The 23,598-nt window shown below is 70.7% G+C and carries 20 protein-coding genes; 9 read left to right on the top strand and 11 right to left on the bottom strand.

The features are described 5' to 3' along the window. Nucleotide 1 precedes the first annotated feature (1 nt). Genes ACBJ32_RS20255 through ACBJ32_RS20245 form a run of 3 tightly spaced genes read left to right on the top strand, consistent with a single transcriptional unit; the run spans nt 2 to nt 3,319 of the window. Nucleotides 2–868, top strand: coding sequence for a sugar ABC transporter permease (locus ACBJ32_RS20255; protein WP_357875955.1), 867 nt, complete (start codon nt 2–4; stop codon nt 866–868). Beyond that, the gene (locus ACBJ32_RS20250) at nt 865–1,797 is read left to right on the top strand and encodes a carbohydrate ABC transporter permease (protein WP_375128019.1); all 933 of its coding nucleotides are present in this window, start codon (nt 865–867) and stop codon (nt 1,795–1,797) included. The genes ACBJ32_RS20255 and ACBJ32_RS20250 overlap by 4 nt, the downstream gene beginning before the upstream one ends. 4 nt (nt 1,798–1,801) lie before the next feature. Next, on the top strand, nt 1,802–3,319 hold the full coding sequence (locus ACBJ32_RS20245; RefSeq protein WP_375128017.1) for a glycoside hydrolase family 13 protein: 1,518 nt from the start codon (nt 1,802–1,804) through the stop codon (nt 3,317–3,319). A gap of 147 nt (nt 3,320–3,466) precedes the next feature. Here ACBJ32_RS20245 and ACBJ32_RS20240 read toward each other — a convergent pair whose 3' ends face one another. Beyond that, complete coding sequence (locus tag ACBJ32_RS20240) at nt 3,467–3,940, bottom strand: GNAT family N-acetyltransferase (protein WP_375128016.1); 474 nt, start codon at nt 3,938–3,940, stop codon at nt 3,467–3,469. 64 nt (nt 3,941–4,004) lie between these two features. Between ACBJ32_RS20240 and ACBJ32_RS20235 the strand changes: the two genes are divergently transcribed. Continuing rightward, nucleotides 4,005–4,532 carry a carboxymuconolactone decarboxylase family protein gene (locus ACBJ32_RS20235; RefSeq protein WP_375128015.1) on the top strand — a complete coding sequence of 176 codons (528 nt, stop codon included), beginning with the start codon at nt 4,005–4,007 and terminating at the stop codon, nt 4,530–4,532. 27 nt (nt 4,533–4,559) lie between these two features. Here ACBJ32_RS20235 and ACBJ32_RS20230 read toward each other — a convergent pair whose 3' ends face one another. Genes ACBJ32_RS20230 through ACBJ32_RS20210 form a run of 5 tightly spaced genes read right to left on the bottom strand, consistent with a single transcriptional unit; the run spans nt 4,560 to nt 10,016 of the window. Beyond that, the gene (locus ACBJ32_RS20230) at nt 4,560–5,555 is read right to left on the bottom strand and encodes a LacI family DNA-binding transcriptional regulator (protein ID WP_375128014.1); all 996 of its coding nucleotides are present in this window, start codon (nt 5,553–5,555) and stop codon (nt 4,560–4,562) included. A gap of 33 nt (nt 5,556–5,588) precedes the next feature. Then, entirely contained in the window at nt 5,589–6,959 is a 1,371-nt protein-coding gene (locus tag ACBJ32_RS20225) for a GH1 family beta-glucosidase (RefSeq protein ID WP_357875943.1), read from the bottom strand. After that, nucleotides 6,956–7,759 (bottom strand): carbohydrate ABC transporter permease, encoded by an 804-nt coding sequence (locus ACBJ32_RS20220; RefSeq protein WP_357875941.1) that lies wholly within the window; start codon nt 7,757–7,759, stop codon nt 6,956–6,958. The genes ACBJ32_RS20225 and ACBJ32_RS20220 overlap by 4 nt, the downstream gene beginning before the upstream one ends. After that, nucleotides 7,756–8,718, bottom strand: coding sequence for a carbohydrate ABC transporter permease (locus tag ACBJ32_RS20215; RefSeq protein WP_375128013.1), 963 nt, complete (start codon nt 8,716–8,718; stop codon nt 7,756–7,758). Before ACBJ32_RS20215 ends, ACBJ32_RS20220 begins: the two co-directional genes overlap by 4 nt. Then, on the bottom strand, nt 8,715–10,016 hold the full coding sequence (locus tag ACBJ32_RS20210) for an extracellular solute-binding protein (protein WP_375128012.1): 1,302 nt from the start codon (nt 10,014–10,016) through the stop codon (nt 8,715–8,717). Before ACBJ32_RS20210 ends, ACBJ32_RS20215 begins: the two co-directional genes overlap by 4 nt. Before the next feature lie 214 nt (nt 10,017–10,230). On the opposite strand from ACBJ32_RS20210, the gene fepB reads away from it, so the two are divergent. Then, nucleotides 10,231–11,214, top strand: a complete 984-nt coding sequence (gene fepB, locus ACBJ32_RS20205) for a Fe2+-enterobactin ABC transporter substrate-binding protein (protein WP_375128011.1) — start codon at nt 10,231–10,233, stop codon at nt 11,212–11,214. Between the two features lie 47 nt (nt 11,215–11,261). Beyond that, the gene (locus ACBJ32_RS20200; protein ID WP_375128009.1) at nt 11,262–12,182 is read left to right on the top strand and encodes an alpha/beta hydrolase-fold protein; all 921 of its coding nucleotides are present in this window, start codon (nt 11,262–11,264) and stop codon (nt 12,180–12,182) included. Here ACBJ32_RS20200 and ACBJ32_RS20195 read toward each other — a convergent pair. The 4 genes from ACBJ32_RS20195 to ACBJ32_RS20180 are packed head-to-tail and all read right to left on the bottom strand — an operon-like array spanning nt 12,179 to nt 17,144. Continuing rightward, a complete protein-coding gene (locus ACBJ32_RS20195; RefSeq protein ID WP_375128008.1) occupies nt 12,179–13,189 on the bottom strand; it encodes a FecCD family ABC transporter permease in 1,011 nt (336 codons plus the stop codon). The genes ACBJ32_RS20200 and ACBJ32_RS20195 overlap by 4 nt on opposite strands. Then, a complete protein-coding gene (locus ACBJ32_RS20190) occupies nt 13,186–14,157 on the bottom strand; it encodes a FecCD family ABC transporter permease (RefSeq protein WP_375128007.1) in 972 nt (323 codons plus the stop codon). Before ACBJ32_RS20190 ends, ACBJ32_RS20195 begins: the two co-directional genes overlap by 4 nt. 55 nt (nt 14,158–14,212) lie before the next feature. Next, nucleotides 14,213–15,103, bottom strand: a complete 891-nt coding sequence (locus ACBJ32_RS20185; RefSeq protein WP_357875928.1) for a serine/threonine-protein kinase — start codon at nt 15,101–15,103, stop codon at nt 14,213–14,215. A 40-nt stretch (nt 15,104–15,143) separates the two neighbouring features. Then, nucleotides 15,144–17,144 carry an N-6 DNA methylase gene (locus ACBJ32_RS20180; RefSeq protein ID WP_375128006.1) on the bottom strand — a complete coding sequence of 667 codons (2,001 nt, stop codon included), beginning with the start codon at nt 17,142–17,144 and terminating at the stop codon, nt 15,144–15,146. A 76-nt stretch (nt 17,145–17,220) separates the two neighbouring features. Here ACBJ32_RS20180 and ACBJ32_RS20175 point away from each other — a divergent pair, with 76 nt between their 5' ends. Further along, complete coding sequence (locus ACBJ32_RS20175) at nt 17,221–17,991, top strand: protein phosphatase 2C domain-containing protein (RefSeq protein ID WP_357875925.1); 771 nt, start codon at nt 17,221–17,223, stop codon at nt 17,989–17,991. Between the two features lie 181 nt (nt 17,992–18,172). Next, complete coding sequence (locus ACBJ32_RS20170) at nt 18,173–19,165, top strand: CHAP domain-containing protein (protein WP_375128005.1); 993 nt, start codon at nt 18,173–18,175, stop codon at nt 19,163–19,165. 6 nt (nt 19,166–19,171) lie between these two features. On the opposite strand, the gene ACBJ32_RS20165 is transcribed toward ACBJ32_RS20170, so the two are convergent. After that, nucleotides 19,172–20,224: a glucose 1-dehydrogenase gene (locus tag ACBJ32_RS20165; protein ID WP_375128004.1), complete on the bottom strand. Its 1,053-nt coding sequence runs from the start codon at nt 20,222–20,224 to the stop codon at nt 19,172–19,174. Between the two features lie 105 nt (nt 20,225–20,329). On the opposite strand from ACBJ32_RS20165, the gene icmF reads away from it, so the two are divergent. After that, a complete protein-coding gene (gene icmF, locus ACBJ32_RS20160; protein ID WP_375128003.1) occupies nt 20,330–23,515 on the top strand; it encodes a fused isobutyryl-CoA mutase/GTPase IcmF in 3,186 nt (1,061 codons plus the stop codon). Nucleotides 23,516–23,598: the final 83 nt, after the last annotated feature.

The raw sequence follows: 23,598 nt of genomic DNA, 5'->3' as shown, positions 1-23,598 counted from the left end.
TATGCAGATCTTGAGGCGCAATCTGACGGCCTACGGGTTCTTGTGCGCGGCGCTGGCGTGTTTCACGGTGTTCGCCTGGTATCCGATGGTCAGGGAGTTCATTCTGAGCTTCCAGAAGACCGACCTGATCAACGAGCCGATCTGGGTGGGCCTGGACAATTTCGTGACGGCGTTCCAGGACCCGGCCTTCGGTGAGGCGTGGCTGAACACGCTGGAGTTCACGTTCCTCGCACTGGTGTGCGGCTATGCCGTGCCGTTCGTCGTCGCGCTCGTGCTGAACGAGCTGCGCCACGCCCGGGCCTACCTGCGGTTCGTGGTCTACCTGCCGGTCATGCTGCCGCCGATCGTGGCGGTGCTGCTGTTCAGGTGGTTCTACGACCCGGGGCCCGGGCTGTTCAACCAGGTGCTCGACGTGTTCGGCCTGCCGCCGCTGGCCTGGCTGGACAGCTCCTCGACCGCGCTGATCTCCCTGGTCATCGTCTCGACCTGGATGAACATGGGCAGCGCGACGCTGATCTACCTGGCCGCGCTGCAGAACATCCCGCCGGAGCTGTACGAGGCCGCGGAGCTCGACGGGGCCGGCATCTGGAAGCGCATCAGGCACGTCACCATCCCGCAGACGCGGCTGATCCTGCTGCTCATGCTGATGCTGCAGATCGTGGCCACCATGCAGGTGTTCATCGAGCCGTACATGCTGACCGGCGGCGGCCCGGAGAACTCCACCGTCACGGTCGCGTACCTGATGTTCCAGAACGCGTTCACCCTGCAGGACTACGGCTCGGCGGGGGCGCTCGGCATGATGCTGATGATCGTGCTGCTCGTGTTCGCCGCCTTCCAGCTCCGCCTGACGAGGGAGGACAAGGCGTGATCTCCGTCGGAGCCCAGGCGACGCCCCGGGGCAAGCGGGGCAGGAAGCGGTCGCCGAGGCCGATCGAGGTGCAGTTCCGTACGATCGTCTCGCCGCACCAGCTCAACAGCAGGTGGGGCCGGCGCATCTACTGGCTCGTGCTGACAGCGGTGCTCGTGCTGTTCACGACGGCGTTCGTCTTCCCGCTCTACTGGATGGTCACCGGCGCGCTGAAGACGCCGGAGGAGCTGGCGCAGATGCCGCCCACGTTCTTCCCGGCCGATCCGACGCCGGACGCCTTCTTCGAGGCGTGGGACCTGTTCGACATCGGCACGCTGCTGCTGAACACCGGCTACTACTCGCTGGGCGGCTGGATCGTGTGCATGGCCGTGGACGTGTCGGCGGCGTACGCGCTGTCGAAGCTGCGGCCGATGTTCGGCAACGTCATCCTCGGCATGATGCTGGCCACGCTGATGATCCCGGCGATGGTCGTGCTCATCCCGCTGTACGTGACGGTCGTGGACCTGGGCCTGCTCAACAACCCGTGGGCGCTGTGGCTGCCCGCGGCGGCCAACGGGTTCAACATCTTCCTGCTCAAGCGTTTCTTCGACTCGATTCCCCGTGAACTGATCGAGGCCGCGCAGATCGACGGGGCGGGCGCGGTGCGGATCCTGCGTTCGGTGGTCCTGCCCATCTCCCGGCCCATCCTGGGCGTGGTGTCGATCTTCACGATCGTCACCTCGTTCAAGGACTTCGTCTGGCCGCTGCTCGTCATGACCGACAGCGACAAGATGACGATCAGCGTGGGCCTGTCGCAGACGGCCGGGGCCGTCACCCAGAACCAGGTCATGGGCGGCCTGCTGATCACCAGCATCCCCATGATCATTGTTTTCTTCATCTTTCAACGGCACATCATGGCGGGACTCACCGCCGGAAGCATCAAGGGATGAGCGCATGTCGCAAACGTGGTGGCGGGGGGCCGCGATCTACCAGGTCTACCTGCGTAGTTTCGCCGACGGGAACGGCGACGGCGCCGGCGATCTCGCCGGCCTGCGCTTCCGCCTGCCGTACTTGAAGGATCTGGGGATCGACGCCATCTGGCTCAACCCGTGGTATCCGTCGCCGATGGCCGACGGCGGCTACGACGTGGCCGACTACCGCGACATCGAGCCGGTCTTCGGGACGCTGGAAGAGGCCGAGCGGTTCATCGAGGAGGCGCACCAGCTCGACATCAAGGTCATCATCGACGTCGTGCCGAACCACAGCTCCACCGAGAGCGCCTGGTTCAAGGAGGCGCTGGCGAACCCGGCGGCCCGCGACCGGTTCTGGTTCGCCGACGAGCCGCTGAACGACTGGCAGTCCATCTTCGGCGGCTCGGCCTGGACGCAGGTGCCCGACGGGCAGTGGTACCTGCACCTGTTCGCCCCGGAGCAGCCGGACTTCAACTGGAACAACCCGGAGGTCCACCAGGAGTTCGAGGACGTGCTGCGCTTCTGGTTCGACCGGGGCGTGGACGGCGTGCGCATCGACTCCGCCGCACTGCTGATCAAGTCAGACACCGCCTACGAAGACCTCGACGAGGTCCACGACGTCTACCGCCGGTGGCGCGAGGTGGCCGACGAGTACGACGAGCGCATCCTGATCGGGGAGGTCTGGCTCCCCGACCAGGAGCGTTTCGCCCGGTACCTGCGCCCCGACGAGCTGCACACGGCCTTCAACTTCGACTTCCTGTCCTGCGCCTGGGATCCCGCCGACCTGCGCAGGTCGATCGAGCTGACGCTGGCCACGCACACCCCCATCGGCGCCCCGCCGACGTGGGTGCTGTCCAACCACGACGTGACCAGGCCCGTCACCCGGTACGGCCGCGCCGACACCTCCTTCGCCCACGGCGGCGCCCTGCACGGCACCCCGACGGACCTGGAGCTGGGCTACCGCCGGGCCCGCGCCGCGGCGCTGCTGGCCATGGCGCTGCCCGGCTCCGTCTACGTCTACCAGGGCGAGGAGCTGGGCCTGCCGGAGGTGGAGGACCTGCCGGACGAGGTGCGCCAGGACCCGATGTACGCCCGCTCCGGCGGCACGAACCCGGGCCGCGACGGCTGCCGCATCCCGCTGCCGTGGTCGGGCGACGAGCCGCCGTTCGGCTTCGGCACGGGCACGCCGTGGCTGCCGCAGCCGGAGGGCTGGCGCAAGCTGACGGCCGAGGCGCAGCGTACGGACCTGGGGTCGATGCTGAACCTCTACCGCACGGCGCTGGGCATCCGGCGGCGGCTGCTCGGGGACGGCACGCTGACCTGGCTGCCGCTGGGCGAGCAGGTGCTGGCCTTCACCCGCGACTCCGGCCTGACCTGCGTCACGAACCTGGGCCCGGACGCGGTCCCGCTGCCGCCGGGCAAGGTCCTGCTGGCCAGCGGGCCGGTCGTGGACGGCCTGCTGCCGTCCGACACCACGGCCTGGCTTTCCCCGGAGAGCTGACGACCCGGCGCAGTACCTCGGACCACCCCTACGCCGTGTCCGCCGGGCGGCGGCTCGGACATCGCCGCCCGGCTGCCGGCGTGGGGGGAGGGCCCACCTGCTACGAGCGCCCGTTCGCCAACCGGTCGCGAGAGCGTGATCAGCCGTTCACGGCGTCAACGTCACCACGTATCGCCGCAGCCCTCCCTCCGCCCCCTCGAACACCGCTCCGAGCCGCTCGGCCAGCCGCTGGGAGGTCACGTTGCCGTCGTCGGTCTCGATGAGGACCTCCTTCAGCCGGGCCCGCCTCCCCGCCGCGAGCACCGCCTGAGCCGCCTCGGCCGCCAGCCCGGCGCCCCAGTACCCGGGATCCAGGCTGTAGAGGATCTCGACCCGCTCCTCGCCACGCCGCCGCAGCCCGCACACCCCGATGAGCACGTCCTGAAGGAAGACCTGCCACAGGCCGTACCCGCGCCGCGCGAAGTCGGCCTCGCTGTCGCGCAGCAGCGTCTCGGCCAGCCGGGGATCGACCTCCCTGTCGTCGAACAGGTAGCGCCTGACCTGAGGGTCGTTCCAGTGCCGCACGAGCGCGCCGAGATCGCGCAGCCCGGCGGGACGCAGCTCCAGCCGTTTCGTGGACATCGCCGTCATGCCTCCACAGAACACCTCGCCGGAGGCGCGGAGAAGGGCCGGTTACGATCGCGGGATGGCACGCCTGCGCAGGACGCCCCCGCACGAGCTGGACCCGGAGGCCCGGGCGCTCTACGACAAGATCACCTCAGGGCCGCGTGGCCGGTTCATGGTCGACGAGGAGGGCGGGCTCACCGGGCCGTTCAACGCGATGCTGCTCAGCCCGCCCCTCGGCGGCCCGCTCCAGGAGTTGGGCGCCGCCGTCCGTTACCGCTCCACGCTCACCGGCCGGGCGCGGGAGCTGGCGATCCTGGTCGTGGCCGGGCACCACGACAGCGCGTTCGAGCGGGCCGCCCACGAGCCGATCGCCCGCGAGCTGGGCTTCACCGAGGAGCAGCTCCAGGCGTTGCGCGACGGCACGCCCCTGGCGCTCGCCGACCCGGCCGAGGCGGCGGTGCTGCGCGTGGCCAGGGCCCTGGTGGCGAAGGGGGACCTGGACGAGGAGGAGTACGCGGTGCTGGGGGAGCGGGAGCTGTTCGAGCTGACCACGCTGGTCGGCTACTACTCCACCCTCGCCCTCCAGCTCCGCGTCTTCCGCGTGTGAACCGGCGGTGGGGTCGGGGCCGACGGGCTAGGCCGACTCCCTGATCACCAGCTCCGTGGGCAGGATGATCGGATCGGTCGGCCCGCCCTCGAACAGGTTGAGCAGCAGCCTGACCATGGCCGCCGCCTGCTCGACGACCGGGTGCCGGAGCGTCGTCAGCGGCGGCTCGGTGTACTTCGCCGCCTCGATGTCGTCGAAGCCCACCAACGCCACGTCGTCGGGCACCCGCCGCCCGGCCTGCCGCAGCGACTGCAACGCGCCGACCGCCATCAGGTCGTTGGCCACGAACACGGCGTCCAGCGCCGGATCGTCGCCGAGGAGCTGGCGCATCGCGATCGCACCCGACTCGCGGGTGAAGTCGCCCACCGCCACGATCGAGCGGCGGTCGGAGTCGCGCAGCACGTTGCGGTAGCCGGCCAGGCGGTCCTGGCCGGCGATCATGTCCTGCGGCCCGGCGATGGTGGCGATCCTGCGCCGCCCCGTCTCCACCAGGTGCCGCACCCCGGCCTCGGCCCCGCCGACGTTGTCGTTGTCGACGAACGGGATGTCCACCGGCACGGCGGGCCGCCCGTAGGAGACGACCGGCACGCGCAGCCGCGACAGCGCGGACGGCAGCGGGTCGGCGCCGTGCATGGACAGCAGCATCACGCCGTCGACGTGGCCGCCGGCGATGTAACGCTCCACCCTGGCGTGACTCTTGGCCGAGGACGCCAGCATCAGCACGACCTGCTTGTTGATCGCCTCCAGCTCCACCGAGGCGGACCTGATCGCCGTGGAGAACAGCGGGTCCTCGGAGAACACCCGCGTCCCCGGCTCGCTCACGACCAGGGCCACGGAGTCGGTGCGCTGGGTGACCAGGCTGCGCGCGGCGGAGTTGGGCACGTACCCCAGCTCGTCGATCGCGCGCAGCACGGCGTCGCGGATGTGCGGCGCCACCGTCGTCTGCCCGTTGACCACCCGGGAGGCGGTGGCGCGCGAAACGCCCGCGCGGGCGGCGACCGCCTCAAGGGTCGGGCGCCTCATGTCTGCACCAGGAGGGAGAGCACGTCAAAGAATCTACAGGCCGTTTCTGCCGATCACGTCCCGGTACCACAGCGCGCTGTCCTTGGGCACGCGCTCCAGCGTCGCGTAGTCCACGTGCACGATGCCGAAGCGCCGCCGGTAACCCTCGGCCCACTCGAAGTTGTCCAGCAGCGACCACACCAGGTAACCCCGCAGGTCCGCGCCCGCCTCGATGGCCCGGTGCACCTCGCGCAGATGCCCGTCCAGGTACGCCACCCGCTCGTCGTCGTGCACCCGGCCGTCCTGCACGACGTCGTCGAAGGCCGCGCCGTTCTCGGTCACCATGAGGCCGACCTGCGGGTAGTCCTGGGAGAGCCGGACGAGCAGCCTCGACAGCCCGTCCGGCACGATGGGCCAGCCCATCGCGGTCGTGGGCGCGTCCGCCGTGGCGAACCTGACGTTCTCCGAGCCCGGCCAGGCGGCGTCGGCCGGCAGCCCGGGGCCCGACTCCACCACGCACGGGTTGTAGTAGTTGACGCCGATCAGGTCGATCGGGGCGTTGATCAGCTCCAGGTCGCCGTCGTGGATGTGGTCCGTCCCGCCGTTGCGGGCCGCCGCGTCCAGCACCTCCTCGGGGTAGGTCCCGTACACGGCCGGGTCGAGGAACTGCCTGGTCAGCAGCGTGTGGATGCGGTGCACCGCGGCCGCGTCCGCCTCGCTGGGCACCGCCGACGGGTCGTTGACCTGGGCGGGGGTGAGCACGGGGGAGGAGTTGACGACCAGCATGATGCGCCGCGCGCCGGCCTCGCGCAGCCGCCGGGCCGCCAGCCCGTGGCCGAGCAGCAGGTGGTGGGCCGAGCGCATGGCGTCGGCCGGGCGGCGGCGGCCCGGCGCGTGCACGCCGTTGCCGTAGCCGAGGAAGGCGGCCACCCAGGGCTCGTTCAGCGTGGCCCAGTCGGCGACGCGGTCCCCGAGCCTGGCGTGGACGGCCTCGGCGTAGTCGGCGAAGCGGTAGGCGGTGTCCCGGTTCGTCCAGCCGCCGCGGTCTTCGAGGGCTTGGGGGAGATCCCAGTGATAAAGCGTGACATAAGGCGAAATTCCGGCGGCCAGGAGTTCATCCACGAGCTTGTCGTAGAACGCCAGGCCGCGGGGGTTGACCGAGCCCTCGCCGTCCGGCTGGATGCGCGGCCAGGCCACCGAGAACCGGTAGGCCGCCAGCCGCAGCTCGCGCATCAGCCCGATGTCGTCACGGAAGCGGTGATAGTGATCGCAGGCCACGTCGCCGGTGTCGCCGTCGGCCACGTTCCCGGGGGTGTGGGAGAAGGTGTCCCAGATCGACTGGCCCCGCCCGTCCTCCTTGACCGCCCCCTCGATCTGGTACGAGGCCGTGGCGGCGCCCCAGACGAAGTCCTCGGGAAAGATCATCCCTTAACAGCTCCTTGCATGATTCCACCGATGATTTGCTTGCCGAACAGGGCGAAGACGGCCACGAGCGGCAGGGTCCCGATCGCCGTTCCCGCCAGGCCGAGCACGTAGTCGTTGACGTACCCGCTGGCCAGGGTCGACAGCGCCACCTGGACGGTCGGATTGTCCGGGTTGAGCACGACCAGCGGCCAGAAGTAGTCGTTCCAGGCCGACATGAACGTCAGCATGCCCAGCACCGCCGCCGCCGGACGCGCGGCCGGCAGCACGACGTGCCAGAACAGCCCCCACGTCGAGCAGCCGTCCACCCGCCCGGCCTCCAGCAGCTCGGTGGGCAGGGCGCGCGAGAGGTACTGCGTCATGAAGAACACGCCGAACGCGTTGACCAGCGCCGGCACGATCAGCGCGTAGTTGGTGCCGGTCCACTCCAGCTTCACCATGAGCATGTAGAGCGGGATGATGCCGAGCTGCGCGGGGACCATCATGGTCGCGACCGTGATCACGAGCATGATGTTCCTGCCCCTGAACTTCAGCTTGGCGAAGGCGAACCCGGCCAGCGTCGAGAAGAACATCACCGCGATCGAGATCGACCCCGCCACGATGAACGAGTTGGCCAGCGCGAGCCCGAAGGGCACGGTGTCGAAGACCCGGGAGACGTTGGCGAAGAAGTTCCCGCCCGGGATCAGCGGGGGCGGCACCTCGGCCAGCGCGGAGTTGTGCCTGGAGGCCACCACGACGCTGTAGTACAGCGGGAACGCCGAGAAGAAGGCCACCGCGGTCAGGGTGAGGTAACGCAGTCTCACACCAGACCTCCCTTCACCTTGCGGGTGATCAGGAAGTTGATCCCGGCGACGACCACCACGGCCACGAACATCAGCCACGACGCCGCCGAGGCGTAGCCGAAGTCGAACGTCGAGTTCGCGAAGCCCTGCTCGTAGACGAACAGCGCCAGCGTCTGGAACTGGCGGTCGGGGCCGCCCGTGGCGATGCCGCCACCGCCGCCGCTGCTCTGCCCGAACAGCATGGGCTCGGCGATGATCTGCATGGCGCCGATCGTGGAGACGATGACCACGAAGATGATGGTCGGGCGGATCATCGGGATCGTGATCCGGCGGAGCTGGGTGAAGTTGCTCGCGCCGTCCAGGGTCGCGGCCTCGTACAGCTCGCGCGGGACGGCCTGCATGGCGGCCAGGAAGATCAGCGCGTTGTAACCGGTCCAGCGCCACATGATCATCACTGACAGCGCCACGTGCGAGGTGGCCGTGCCCGCCGCCCAGTCGATGTGGCCGACCCCGAACCAGGACAGCATCCAGTTGATCAGCCCGAAGTCCCGGCCGAAGAGCTGGCTGAAGATCACCACGACCGCGACCACGCTCGTGACGTTCGGCAGCAGCAGGGAGATCCTGAACAGCGTCTGGAACCGCAGCCGCCGGTTGAGCAGGTGCGCCAGCCAGATGGCCAGCGCGAGCTGCGGCACGGTCGACAACACGCCGATGGACAGGGTGTTGAAGGTGGCGTTCCAGAAGTACGCGTCGGTGAGCAGCGTCGAGTAGTTGCCGAGCCCGACGAACTCCTGCGTCTCGGACAGCAGCGTCCACTCGTGCAGGCTCACCCAGGCCGTGTAGACCAGCGGGAACAGGCCGAAGGCGCAGAACAGCAGGAAGAACGGGGCCACGTAGGCGTACGGCGACACCCTCACGTCGAGGGTGTGCCGCACGCTGCGCCTACGCCGTCGCGTGACCGCGAGGGGAAGGGTGCTCATTTGATCTTCTTGACGTCCTCGAGCACCTGTGCCCACGCCTCGTCCGGCGTCTGCTTGCCCTGCTCGACGCGCCCGAGGCCGTTGCCGATGGCCGTGCGCACGTCGGCCTCCTTCGGGCCGAGGTGCTGCGGCTTGAGCGCCTTGGCGGCGTCGGAGTAGATCTTGCCGATCGGGGCGTCGCCGAAGAACGGCTTGGTGAAGTTCTGGATGGACGGGTCGTCGTACAGGGCCGGGATGGACGGGAACGTGCCCTCCTCCTTGAAGACCTTGGCCTGGTTCTCCTTGGAGGTGAGGAAGTCGATCAGCTCGGCCGCCTCCTTGGGGTGCTTGCTCTGCTTGGGCACCATCAGGTGCGAGCCGCCGCTGTTGCCGGAGCCGCCGGGCACGTTCGCGATGTCCCACTTGCCGGCCGAGTCCTTGGCCTGCTCCTGGATGAAGCCGGTCATCCAGGCCGGGCAGATGATCGTGGCGAACGAGCCCTTGGCGAAGCCGGTGTTCCACGGCGGCGAGAAGGCGGCCAGCTTGGCGGTCAGGCCGCCGGCGGTGAGCTGGTTCGACAGGTCCCAGGCCTTCTTCACGTCGGGGTTGGACTCGACGATGATGTTGTCCTGGGCGTCGTACAGGCCGACGGGCGCCTGGTTGACCATGGCGCGGAAGATCTCGCCGGGGGAGTCCACGAACTTGGCGCCGGCCACGTTCGCCGCGGCGAACTTCTTGCCCGTCTCGATGTACTGCTCCCACGTCGGCCAGAGCGCCGACACCTGCTCGCGCTCCTCGGGCAGCCCGGCCTTCTTGAACAGGTCCTTGCGGTAGCACATGGCCAGGCCGCCCACGTCGGTGCCGAGGCCGAGGACCTGCGCGCCGTCCTTGCTCAGGCCCTGCTGCCACTTCCAGTCGAGGTAGTCCGGCTGGCGCTTGTCGAGCCCGTACTGCTTGAGGTCCACGAACTTGCCCGGCTGGGCGGTGAACGTGCTGATGTAGCCCACCTCGACCGCTGCGACGTCCCCCGCGCCCGCGTTCGTGGCCAGCCGCTTGACCAGGTTGCTGTGGTGGTCGTTGAACTGCGTGACGTTCTCGACGATCTCGATGTTCGGGTGGGTCTTCTTGTATTCCGCGTAGAGCGGTTTGAAGCCGAAGTCGCCGAACAGGTCGACCGTCAGCTTGATCTTCTCTCCGGGCTTGGCGCTCGACTCGGTGGCGGTGTCGCCGCCGCCTCCTCCGCCGCCGCACGCCGTCGCCAGGGCGAGGACGGACGCGGTGAGCAACGGCAGGCCGAACCGCCGGATGCGAGGGGCCATGGGAAACCCTCCTGGGTCATGCTTGAGGAACAGGGCGAGAGAGCGCTCTCTCAAGAGAGTCCCGGTGCTCACACGCTGCTGTCAACGAAGGTTAAATAACGATCCGTGTTACCAGAGAGAGCGCGTTCTTCACCGGCCACCCCTCGGGGAGCTCGCCAGACGGTTAGGTTAGGCTTCCCTAATTGAAATAAGGTTTACCTAACTTGGAGTTGATGTGGCATCCCTCATCCGCGCCGGCCTCGCGGCGCTCCTGGCGGCCGTCAGCCTCGCCGCGTGCGGGTCCGGCGGCGAGGAGGCCGCCGGGACCTCGGCGCAGAGCGGTCCGACACGTACGGTGCGGCACGAGGCCGGCACGACCGAGGTGCCCGCCACGCCGAAGCGCATCGTGTCCACCAGCGTCACGATGACCGGCCAGCTGCTCGCGATCGGCGCCCCCGTCGTGTCCTCCCAGGCGACCCCTCCCGGCCCCATCACCGACGCCAACGGCTTCTTCAAGCAGTGGTCCGAGGCGGCCACCAAGGCCGGCGTGACCGTGCTGTACCAGGGTTACGAGGCCGACATCGAGAAGGTCATCGCGGCCAAGCCCGACCTCATCGTCGGCAGCGCCTCCGGCGCCGACAGCACCGCCAAGGTCTACGACCAGCTCAAGGCCGTCGCGCCGACCATCCTGTTCCGGCACGACAACGTGACCTGGCAGGAGCTGAGCACCAAGCTCGGCCAGGCGCTCGGCCTGGAGGCGAACGCCGCCAAGGTCGTCGCCGGCTACGACCAGCGCGTCGCCGAGGTCAAGGCCAAGATCAAGGTCCCCGCCGGGGAAGCCGTCATCCTGCGCGACAACAACACCGACATCCCGGTCTTCACCGAGGCCTCCGCCCAGGGCGGCCTGCTCACCGCGCTCGGCTTCAAGCTGCACCCGGTCGACGCGGCGCTGGCCGCCGAGTCCACCAAGGAGGGCGGCGGCCGCAAGGACATCGTGAACATCTCCCAGGAGAACGTCATCAAGGCGTTCGGCGACAGCTCGCTCTTCTTCGCCGGCCACAGCGCCGAGCAGATCGCCGCCACCGAGGCCAAGGCCCTGTGGAAGGACCTGCCCGCCGTCACCGGCAATCGGGTCCACGACCTGGGCATCGACGCCTTCCGCATCGACTACTACAGCGCCTCCAACATCCTCGGCCGGATCGAGCAGCAGTTCTCCTGATGCGCGATCTCCCGCCGCGGGTCCCCAGGCCCGCACCTCCGCAGACCATGCGCACTCCCGCGCCCGGCGTGGACGCCTCGCCGCTGGTGACCGAGGTGGACGCCGGCCACCGCGCCGTGACGTTCCAGTGGCGCGGCGCGGCCTCGGAGGTGCGGGTGCTGGCCAACAAGCTGACCCATGACACCGATGCCGCGCTGATGGAGCGCACCGGCGACCGCTGGCACCGCACGTACGTGGTGCCGGCCGGCTGGCGCGCCTCGTACCGGCTGTCCGTGGACGGCGCCGTCGTCACCGACCCGCTCAACCCGCGGGTCTGGCGCGGCTTCTCGGTCGCCGAGACCGCCCCGCCGTCGCCCTGGCTCGCCCCGCGCGCCGAGCCGGGGCACGAGCTCACCCGCCATCCGAACGGCTGGCGGTACGACCCGGCACGCCCGCCGCGCGCCACCCTGGTGATCCTGGACGGCGAGCACTGGGTGGACGACCTGCCGGTCATGCTCGACAACCTCATCGAGGCGGGGGCGCTGCCCCCGGTCACGGCCTGGCTGGTGGAGTCGGGGCCCGACCGGGCGCGGCTGCTCACCTGCGATCCGGAGTTCGTGGACGCGCTGCCGTACGAAGGGGCGACGGTGATCGCCGGGCAGAGCTTCGGCGGGCTGGCGGCCGTCTACGCCGCCCACCGCCGGCCCGACCGGTTCGTGGCGGCGGTGTCGCAGTCGGGCTCGTTCTGGTGGCCCAACGGCCCGGAGCCGGAATGGCTCACGGGCGAGCTGGCCAGGACGGCGCCGCCCACGGTCCACCTCCAGGTCGGCACCGACGAATGGGCCCTGACGGGGCCGACGGCACGGCTGCGCGAGCGGCTGGGGGAGACGAGCACGTTCCGCGAGTACGCGGGCGGCCACGACCGCTACTGCTGGCGCAACGAGCTCGCCGACGCCCTCATCACCGCCTTCGCCGCCCTGCCCCGCTAACGGCGCCACTCCCGATACAGCAGCCAGGCCAGGTACAACCCGCCGAGCCCCCCGGTCAGCACCCCCACGGGAAGCTGGCCGGGCGTGGGCAGCCGCTGCGCCACCAGGTCGGCGGCCCCCAGCAACAGCGCCCCCATGGCGGCCGACGACGCGATCCCCGGGCCGGGCGCCCGCGTGACCCGCCTGGCGAGCTGTGGCGCCGCCAGCGCGACGAACCCGACCGGCCCCGCGCTCGACACGGCCACACCCGACAGCCCGACCGCGATCAGCAGCAGCACCAGCCGCAGCCTCTCCACCCGCAACCCCAGGGCTCCCGCCGCGGCGTCCCCCATCTCCATCAGCGCCGCCGACCGGCTCAACCCCAGCGCGACCGGCAGCCCCGCCACGACGGCCAGCGCCACGGGCCAGACCCGTTCCCAGCTCGCCCCCGCCAGGCTGCCGATCAGCCACACCTTGGCGCCCTGCGACTCGTACAGGTCGGCCCGGGTCAGCAGGTACGCGATCAGCGAGTGCAGCATCGCCGTCACCCCCACGCCGACCAGCACCAGCCGCGTCCCCTTGACGCCCCGCCTGAACGACAGCGCGTACACCAGCAGCCCCGCCGCCAGCCCGCACACCAGGGCCCCCAGCGAGACCCCGCTCTCGGAGCCCAGGACGAGGATCATCAGCACGGCTCCGGCGGCGGCCCCGGCGTTCACGCCGATGACGTCCGGGCTGCCCAGCGGGTTGCGCGACAGGCTCTGCACCACCGCCCCGCCGACGCCCAGCGCCGCGCCCACGAACAGGGCCAGCAGCACCCGGGGCGCCCGCAACGTGTAGACGACCAGCTCGGTGGCGGCGTCGCCGTACCCGAAGAGCGTCCGCAGCGCGTCGCCCGTGGACAGGGCCGAGCCGGTGCTCAGCGCGACCAGGGCCAGCGCGGCGCTCGCCGCGAGCAGGCACCCCATCACCACGCAGGCCCGCACGTGGACGCGCAGCGCCAGCCCCGAGATCCGCAGCGTCCTCACGCCGCCACCGCCTTCCGCCGCCGCAGCAGGTAGATGAAGATCGGCCCGCCCACGAACGCGGTCACGATGCCGCTCTCCAGCTCTCCCGGCCGGACGACCACCCGCCCCAGCACGTCGGCGGCCAGCAGCAGCGCGGGGGCGAGCACCGCCGAGTACGCCAGCACCCAGCGGTGGTCGGGCCCGGTGAAGGCGCGTACGGCGTGCGGCGCCATCAGCCCGATGAACCCGATCGGCCCGGCAGCCGCCGTCGCCGCCCCGCACAGCAGCGTGATCGCCACCCCGGCCAGCAGCCGGGTACGCCCCAGCCGCACGCCCAGCGCCTGCCCGGTCTGCTCGCCCAGCGCGATCACGTTCAGCCCGCGCCCGAGGCCCAGCGCCAGCAGCGAACCCACCAGCACGAACGGCGCCACCTGCGCCACCACGTCCAGCGAGCGCCCGGCCAGCGCCCCGACGTCCCAGAACCGCCACTGGTCGAACACGCCGGAGTCCAGCGCCAGCACCCCGTTGATCGCGGCCACCAGCGAGGCGCTGATCGCGGATCCCGCCAGCACGAGGCGGGTGGGGTGGTGGGCGCCGAGCGCGTACACGGCCACGGCCGCCACCAGCGCGCCCGCCATCGAGAACCACACCCACGTGGTCATGTCGTGCGCCCCGAAGAACAGGATCGAGCAGACGACGGCCAGCGAGGCGCCCGAGTTCACGCCGAGCAGCCCGGGGTCGGCCAGCGGGTTGCGGGTCAGCCCCTGCATGAGCGCGCCCGCCAGGCCCAGCGCCAGGCCGACGCAGAGGCCGAGCAGCGTGCGGGGCAGCCGGAGGTCGTGGATCACGGCGGCCGTCTCCCCGCCGTCGGGGTGCCAGAACTGCTGCCACACCTCGCCGATGGGTATCGCCTGCGCGCCGACCGCCAGGCTCAACGCCGCCATGGCCACCAGCACCGCCAGGGACAGCCCGAGTCCCGTCCACCGCATGCACCTTCTCCTTATTAGGCAAGGCTTACCTTAGCGGTGGCTTCCGTCGGCGAAGTCAGGTGGTCAGGACGCGTCCGGCCATCCGCGCGTACATGCGGCCCGGGCTCGGCGCCTCGGCCAGGAAGCCGGGCAACATCGGCAGGTCCACGGCGAACGGGTCGAGCCGCCCGTACAGCTCGTCGGCGTCGGCGGGCCGGTCGTCCGGCTGCTTCTCCAGCAGTTGCGCCAGCAGCGCGCTCAGCGGCTCCGGCAGCCCCGGGATCCGCGGCGGACGCTCCTTGACCTGCTTCTCGAAGACCACGTAGTCGGTCGGGCCGGTGAAGAGCTGCCGCCCGCTCAGCATCTCGTGCAGAACGCACCCGAGCGCGTACAGATCGCTGCGCGGCTCGGCGACGCCGTGCTGGATCTGCTCGGGAGCCATGTACGCCGGAGTGCCCAGGATCTGCCCGATCCTGGTGAACGTGGTGACGTCCGACTCCCGCAGCATGGCCAGCCCGAAGTCCAGCACCTTCACGCTGCCGTCCGGGCAGAGCATGAGGTTGGTCGGCTTGAGGTCGCGATGGCAGATGGCCAGGGCGTGCGCCGCCGACAGCACCGCGCACGCCTGCGCCGCGATCGCCGCGGCCCACGGCACCGGCAGCGGCCCGTGCTCGTGCACCACGTCGGCCACCGTGACGCCCTCGATGAACTGCATCACCTGGTAGAGCCGCTGCTCGTGGGTGCCGAAGTCGTACAGGACGGGAGCCCCCGGATGCTCCAGCCGGGCCAGGATGCGCGCCTCGCGGATGAACCTGCGCTCCAGCTCCTGATCGGGCCCGCTGGGCAGCCGCAGCAGCTTCACCGCGACCCGCCGGTCGAGGTGGCGGTCGTGACCCGCGTAGACGGCGCCCATGCCGCCTTGCCCAAGAGGGAGGTCGTCGAGCTCATAGCGGTCACCGATGACCATCAACGCCCCTCCCGCAGCCTTTCGGGGAAAAACTACACCGTCAGGACTGCGGGTGCAGGTGGCCGTCGGCGAGGCCGTCGAGGCCCAGCCGGATCAGCGTCTGCCCCAGCGTCGAGGTCTCACGGATGGCGTCCTCCAGCACGGCGAGTTGCCTGAACGCCTCGCCGTACGCCTTCTGCTCCTTCAGCGACAGCCGCGGCAGGCGGGTGCGCCGCACGTCGAACCTGCTGGAGCCGGTCGTCACCCGCCCGCCCGCGGCCCGCAGGAAGCCGGCCAGGAAGTCGGGGTCGAGCCTGCGCGCATCCACGCGGTACAGCGTCAGGTGCGGCCCCAGCACGGCGCCGCCGCCGTCCTCCACCACCCGTACGGCCGAGTAGGAGGCCACCACGTCGCCGGGGTGGATCGGCACGAGCCCCTGCTGAACGGTGGTCAGGCCGGACGGGGCGCCGCCGCTGAGCACGTCGTCGGAGGTCAGGACCGGCACGTCGCCGCCGTCGGCGGACATCTTGGGCGGGGCCTGGGACGTGGTCACCAGCCCCTCCTTGATCAGGTCGCCCAGCGTGGTCGCGGGCTGGTCGAGCGGCTGCTCCAGCACCTTCAGGTCCGGCGGCACGGCCGCCGCCGCGAGGAAACGGTCGCGGGCCTCGGCGAACGCCCGGCCCACGTCGTCGCGCCGCTGGTGCCGGGCCGGGGTCATGTCGACCTCGTCGGCCAGCAGGTCGATGATGCGTACGGTCTGGTCGGAACGGTCCTCCAGGTACGCCTGCCAGGCCGGCTCGACCACCGACAGGTCGGCCGTGGCGTCCAGGATGAGCACCTCGGACGGCGGTCGCTCACCGGCCGCCGGGCGGCGCAGCAGCCACAGGTCGGAGCCGGGCAGCGCGACGACCGCCCGCAGCGCTCCCGCGCGCAGCAGGTTGGCGCGGATGCGGCGGCCCGCCTTGCGGCTGGCGGCGGCCGGCGGCATGAGGATGGCGACCAGGCCGCGCGGCTTGACGTGGGTGAGGCAGTGCTGCACCCAGGCCAGCTCGGGCTCGCCGCGCGGCGGCAGCCCGTACTCCCAGCGCGGGTCGCCGGTCAGCTCCTCGTAGCCCCAGGCCCGCTCGTTGAACGGCGGGTCGCACACCACGGCGTCGGCCCGCTCGCCCGCGAAGCCGTCGTGCCGCATGGTGTCGCCGGCCACGATCCTGGCCTCGACGCCGCGCAGCAGCAGCCTGGCGGCGGTGATCGCGGCGGAGGTCTCGCTCAGCTCCTGCCCGAGCACCCGCGCCGGGGCGAGGCCGCGCGGCGGGCTGGCGCCGTCCTCTCCGTTCGAGGCACGCGGTGGGTTGGCGCCGTCCTCTCCGCTCGAGGCACGCGGTGGGTTGGCGCCGCTCTCCCCGCTCGTGGTCCGCGCCGGATCGGCGTCGCCCTCTCCGTTCGTGGTCCGCGCCGAGGTGACGCCGCTCTCCCCGGCCGGTGTCCGCGCCGCGGAGCCGGGGGCGAGCAGCAGGGTGCCGACGCCGCAGGCCGGGTCGAGCACGGTCGCGCCGCCGGCGCTCACGAGCCGCACCATCAGCGCGGCGACGTCCTCCCGGGTGACCGAGAGCTGCCGGGAGTGGGCTTCGAGGTAACGCTCGCAGAGGAACTCGTACGCGGCCGACACGCCGTGCTGCTCGCCCAGCTCGCGGACGAGCTCGGCCAGCTCGGGATCGAGCCCGCCGCCGGCGCTCTCCTCCCGGCTCGCCCCGGCCACCAGGGCTCCGGCCTGGCCGGCCCCGGTCAGCAGGACTCCGGCCTGGGCCACCAGCTCGCCCAGCCGCAAATCACCTGCGGCTTTCAGGCGTTGCCAGACCCGATCTCCCAGCGATACCTGGTAGGACTTCCCATAGCGCCGCAGCCAGGACTCGACCTGCCGCAGCGAGAACAGCGGCTGGTTGGCGGTGCCGCCGATGGGCTGGGGGAAGTCGTCGTGGCGACGGCGCCAGTTGCTCACCGCGGCACGCCCGACACCCGCGAGCCGGGCGATGTCCCCGGCGTTCACGGTCGGGTCGTGGCTCATGCAGCCCACAGTAGTTCACAAGAGTCTTCAGCGCATCTGCTTGTGAAGTCTTTCAACCAATGATTTACTGCAGGGTATGAAGCACAACATCCGCTATGCCGCCGGATCAGACGTGGGCCGTCGCAGGGAGCAGAACGAGGATTCTGGCTACGCGAGCGGCCGGTTGCTCGTGGTGGCTGACGGGATGGGTGGACACGCGGCCGGCGAGCTGGCGAGCTCGGCGGCGATCGCCGTCATGCGCGAGCTGGATGCCACGCTTCCCGAGACGGGCTCGGACCTTGAGGCGGCCCTGGAGGGCGCCGTGCACGAGGCGGCTCGCAGGCTGGTCGAGCTGGCCGACATCGACCCCGCCCGCAGGGGCATGGGGACCACGGTGACCGCCATGCTGTGGGATGGCTACCACTTCGCCCTGGCTCATCTCGGTGACTCCCGCGGATACTTGCTTCGCGATGGTGCGCTCTACCAGATGACCAAGGATCACACACTTGTGCAGTCGATGGTGGACGAAGGCCGGATAACGGAGGATCAAGCCGCGGTGCACCCCCGCCGTTCGATGGTGCTGCGGGTGCTGGGCAGCGAGGGCAGGGCCGAGCCTGACATGGCGCTGCGCGAAGCCGAGCCTGATGATCGCTACCTCCTCTGCTCCGACGGGCTCACGACCGTGCTCGGGCCCGAGATGCTGCACGAAGTGCTGACCACGGTGGCAGACCCTGCGGCGTGCGTCCAGCGGCTCATCGATCTGGCGAACGAGGGAGGCTCGCCGGACAACGTGACCGTGATCGTGGCCGACGTGGTCGCGCCGGGCATGGGCGACGAGGGCATCTACCGGGTGGGCGCGGGCTCCTAACGAGAGTAGTAGCCAGTCCCATCGGTCACAGAAGCCACAAAGCCATAATTTCGGCTCACAACCAGACACTTTCCGGTTGATACGCGCAATTCCGCGATGGCGCTACTACAGTCCATCGTGATTTGTCGGTTTTCTGGGAGGAGTCACCCTGGACCCGATCGCGGATGAGCTGCTGAAAACGGTGCGGCAGGAACTCGGCTACAAGGAGAAGAGCGGCCAGTTCACCAAGTTCGGTCAGTGGTACGCGGATCGCGTCCAAGACACCCAGTACCGCGACGCGCCATGGTGCGACATGTTCCTCGCCTGGGCCGCGGACAGGTCCGGCCTCACCGACTACGTCGGCGAGTTCGCCTGGACGCCTTCCCACGCGGCCTGGTTCATCCAGCAGAACGCCTGGAGCAGGAAGCCCGAGCCCGGAGCGCTGGTCTTCTTCGACTGGCGCGGCGGCAAGAGCTACAAGGGCATCGATCACGTCGGGGTCGTGGAACGCGTCGAGGGCAAGAAGATCCACACCATCGAGGCGAACGTCGACCGCGTCTGGCTCAAGCGCAAGACCAGGGAGACGGACAAGGTCGTCGGGTACGGCATCCCGCGCATGGTCAAGGACAACCTGGAGCGGCTGGACGAGATCCGGTCGACCGAGCGGCCCTTCGTGTCGCCGCCCCGTTCCGAGACCGGGCACGGGTCGCCGCTGGACGTGCTGGGCACGCCGCCCGCGTTATTGGCCGCGATGGTCCTCATGACCATCGTCCTCTCGCTCCGCGTCACCGGCCGCCGCCGCGGCACCCACCGCCGCCTGCCGTGGCTGCCCTGGCGCGGCAACCCGGCCGGCCCTCCCGCGAGGCCGGGGGTCCCGTCGCCCAGGAACCCGTTCGCGGGCGAGAAGGAGGCCGGCGATGAGGCGCCCCTGCTGGTGAAGGCCCGCGGCAAGGCCGCGGTCTCCGGGAAGCCGTATGGTGGCAACGCCGCGGACTCCCAGCGGGCGCAGGAGCATGGCGACGCGCCGCTCGCGGATCCGGCGAAGGCGCAGGCCAAGCCCCGCCCGGCCACATCCGCCGCGTCCGGCGCGCAGACCGGCCGCACCGCGAAGGCGCGGGTCCCGGCGGGCGCCGGTCGCCCCACCCCGAAGCCGCACCCCACTCCGAAGCGGCGCAAGCCCTACGACCCGACCTGAGCGCCGCTAGGCGGTCAGGTCGATGACGGCCTTGACGTCGTTCTCGTCGGGCTGGAAGGCCTCCAGGGCGCGGGACAGCGGGATCCGGCGCGTGATCAACCGCTCCAGCCACCCCCGGTCCGCCGCCGCCAGCGCCGCGGCCGCGTCGCGGTAGTGGCGGAGGTTGGCGTTGACGGTGCCGAAGATGACGTCGTTCTCCAGGACGATGTCCCGGTTGATCACCCCGGCGTCCACCCGGTGCGCACGCCCTCCGGGAGCGAGCCCGCACAGGCACACGATCCCCGCCGCGGCAGTGGTGATCATGGAGTCGATGACGAGCTGCCCCGCCCCGGTGCACTCGATGATGACGTCCGGCTTGGCCCGGGCGAACGGCTCCAGGGACGAGGCCGAGTGGTAGGTCCCGCCGAGCGCCTCGACCAGGTCCGACTTGTGCCCGCGCGGGGCCCGGTCGAGCACGTGCACCTCCATGCCCCGCTGCCGTCCGAGCAGCGCGGCCAGCAGCCCGATCGGCCCCGCGCCCGTGACGAGCAGCGTGTGCGGCTCGAACCAGGTGCGCGAGCCGATCCGTTCGATCTGCTCCCACGCCTTGGCCACCACCGACGCGGGCTCGACCAGCACCCCGACGTCCGCCAGCGAGGGGTCCAGGCGCACGGCGTAGGCGGCCTCGACGGTCCACGTCTGGCTGCCGTACCCGTCGATCTCCTTGATGCCGCGCTCGGTGTAGCGGCCGTTGCGGCACATGTCGAACTCGCCGTGCCCGCACGCCCCGCACGGCTCCGGGTCGGGCCGGCGGACCACGCCCACCACCAGGTCCCCTGGCGAGAACGCGGAGCCGTCCGGCGACTCCAGCACCCGGCCGAGCGATTCGTGCCCGATGACCATGCGTTCCCTGCCCGGCGGCGGCCAGCCGTACTCGGCCTGCTCCAGCTCCCTGTCCGTCCCGCAGATGCCCAGGGCCAGCCCCTGGACGAGCAGCTCGCCCCGCCCCGGCTCCGGGTCGGGCACCTCCTCCACGTCGAGCGTGCCCTTCTGACCTGGCACGAACGTCAGCGCGCGCATCGGCGTCACCCCCTCGAAGGGCCCTCTACCCCGGACGCCCTTGGGAAATAGTAGGACGTCCTAGTATCTTCGGAAGGAGAGGCCTCCACGAAGGAGTGATCAGGCGTGCACGTCCCGGCCCACCCCGTACGCTTCGTGACCGCCGCTGCCCTGTTCGACGGGCACGACGCGGCGATCAACATCATGCGGCGCATCCTCCAGTCCCAGGGGGCCGAGGTCATCCACCTCGGGCACAACCGATCGGTGGACGAGATCGTCACCGCGGCCATCCAGGAGGACGTCCAGGGCGTGGCGATCAGCTCCTACCAGGGCGGCCACGTGGAGTTCTTCTCCTACCTGGTGGAGCTGCTGCGCGAGCGCGGCGCCGGGCACGTCAAGGTGTACGGCGGCGGCGGGGGCGTGATCGTCCCGGAGGAGATCGAGCTGCTGCACTCGCGCGGCGTCACCCGCATCTTCTCGCCCGAGGACGGCCAGCGGTACGGCCTGCCCGGCATGATCAACAAGCTGATCGAGGACTGCGACGTCGAGCTGGGCGACCCGCCGCCGGTGGAGGCCGTGGTCTCCGGCGACCAGGCGGCGCTGGCCCGCGCGATCACCCTCATCGAGTCGGGCCGCGCCCCCGAGGGCCTGGCCGAGGGCCTGCGCGCGGCGGGGAAGCAGGCCCCCGTGCTCGGCATCACCGGTACGGGCGGCTCCGGCAAGTCCTCCCTCACCGACGAGCTGGTCCGCAGGTTCCGCGTCGACAACGACGACAAGCTGCGGATAGCGATCATCGCCATCGACCCCACCCGCAGGCGGGGCGGCGGCGCGCTGCTCGGCGACCGCATCAGGATGAACAGCCTCAGCCCCCAGACCTACTTCCGCTCCCTGGCCACCAGGGGCGCGGCCAACGAGGTGCCCGCCTGCCTCGACGACGTGATCGCCGCCTGCCGGGCCGCCGGCTACGACCTGGTGATCGTGGAGACGCCGGGCATCGGCCAGGGCGACGCGGGCATCGTGCCGCACGTGGACGTGCCGATCTACGTGATGACGCCGGAGTTCGGCGCGGCCTCCCAGCTTGAGAAGATCGACATGCTCGACTTCGCCGAGGCCGTGGTGATCAACAAGTACGAGCGGCGCGGCGCCGAGGACGCCCTGCGCGACGTGCGCCGCCAGCTCGTACGCAACCGCGAGGCGTTCGGCGCCTCACCCGACGACATGCCGGTCTTCGGCACCATCGCCGCCCGCTACAACGACGCCGGCGTCACCGCCCTCTACCACCACCTCAAGCCGCTGCTCCCGATCGGCGACGGCGGCCCCGGCCTGCTCGCCCCGGTGGAGGGCCGCACGTCCCAGGTGTCGGCCGCGATCGTCCCGCCCGCCAGGTCCCGCTACCTGGCCGACATCGCCGAGACCGTGCGCGGGTACCACGCCGAGACGCTCGCGCAGGCCGAGGTGGCGCGCCGCCGCCAGCAGCTCGCCGCCGTCCGCGACCTGCTGAACGAGGACGGCGCGCGGGAGAGCGAGCGGGTGGAGCGGGAGCTGTCGGAGGAGAGCCGCGCGCTGCTCGACGGCTGGCCCGCCGTCAAGGCGCGGTACTCCGCCGACGAGCTGGTCGTGAAGGTGCGCGACCGCGAGATCCACACGCCGCTCTGGCGCGAGACGCTCTCCGGCAACCGCATCCCCCGGGTGGCGCTGCCCCGCTACAGCGACCACGGCGACCTGCTGCGCTTCCTCAGGAGCGAGAACCTGCCGGGCATGTTCCCGTTCACCGCCGGGGTGTTCCCGTTCAAGCGCGACGACGAGGACCCGACCCGGATGTTCGCCGGGGAGGGTGACCCGTTCCGCACGAACAGGCGGTTCAAGCTGCTGTCGGAGGGGCAGCCCGCAACCCGGCTGTCCACGGCGTTCGACTCGGTGACGCTGTACGGCCACGACCCCGACATGCGGCCCGACATTTACGGAAAAGTCGGCACTTCGGGGGTGTCCATCGCGACCCTCGACGACATGAAGGTGCTCTACGACGGCTTCGACCTCGCGGCACCCAACACGTCCGTGTCGATGACCATCAACGGCCCGGCCCCGACCATCCTGGCCTTCTACCTCAACGCCGCCATCGACCAGGCCAGAGACCGCTTCCGCGCCGAACACGGCCGCGACCCCGACGAGGCCGAGGACCGCGACCTGCGCGCCCGCACGCTCGCCACCGTCAGGGGCACCGTGCAGGCCGACATCCTCAAGGAGGACCAGGGGCAGAACACCTGCATCTTCTCCACCGAGTTCTCCCTGCGGATGATGGCCGACATCCAGGCGTGGTTCGTCGAGAACGGCGTCAGGAACTTCTACTCGGTCTCCATCAGCGGCTACCACATCGCCGAGGCCGGGGCGAACCCGATCAGCCAGCTCGCCTTCACGCTGGCCAACGGCTTCACGTACGTGGAGGCGTACCTGGCCAGAGGCATGAAGATCGACGACTTCGCGCCGAACCTGTCGTTCTTCTTCTCCAACGGCATGGACCCCGAATACAGCGTGCTCGGCCGGGTGGCCCGCCGCATCTGGGCGGTGGCGATGCGCGAGCGCTACGGCGCCGGCGAGCGCTCGCAGAAGCTGAAGTACCACGTCCAGACCTCGGGCCGCTCCCTGCACGCCCAGGAGATGAACTTCAACGACATCCGCACCACACTCCAGGCCCTGATCGCCATCTACGACAACTGCAACAGCCTGCACACCAACGCCTTCGACGAGGCCGTGACCACCCCGTCGGCCGACTCGGTGCGCCGCGCCATGGCCATCCAGCTCATCATCAACCGCGAGTGGGGCCTGGCCAGGAACGAGAACCCGCTGCAGGGCGCGTTCATCGTCGAGGAGCTGACGGACCTGGTGGAGGAGGCGGTGCTGAGCGAGTTCGAGCGGCTGTCGGACCGGGGCGGCGTGCTCGGCGCCATGGAGACCGGCTACCAGCGCGGCAAGATCCAGGACGAGTCCATGCTGTACGAGATGCGCAAGCACGACGGCTCGCTGCCCATCGTCGGCGTGAACACGTTCACCAAGGACACCGACGAGCCGGAGCCGCACAAGCTGGAGCTGGCCAGGGGCACCGAGGAGGAGAAGCAGTCGCAGCTACGGCGGCTGCGCGACTTCCACGAGCGCAACCGCTCCGAGGCGCCCGCCCAGCTCGCCCGGCTCCGCGAGGCCGCCATGTCCGACGGCAACGCGTTCGCGGTGCTGATGGAGGCGGCCCGCCACTGCTCGCTGGGCCAGATCACCGACGCGCTGTTCGAGGCGGGCGGCCAGTACAGACGCAACGTGTGACCGACGCCCGGGTCGTCCGTGCCCTGCCCGGCGTCAAGGGCGCGGCGCTCCAGCCGGACCTGTCGCTGCCGCACGCTCCAGCG

The sequence above is a fragment of the Nonomuraea sp. GTA35 genome (assembly GCF_041950525.1).
Taxonomy (GTDB): domain Bacteria; phylum Actinomycetota; class Actinomycetes; order Streptosporangiales; family Streptosporangiaceae; genus Nonomuraea.
This window is presented reverse-complemented; position numbering and strand designations above follow the sequence as displayed.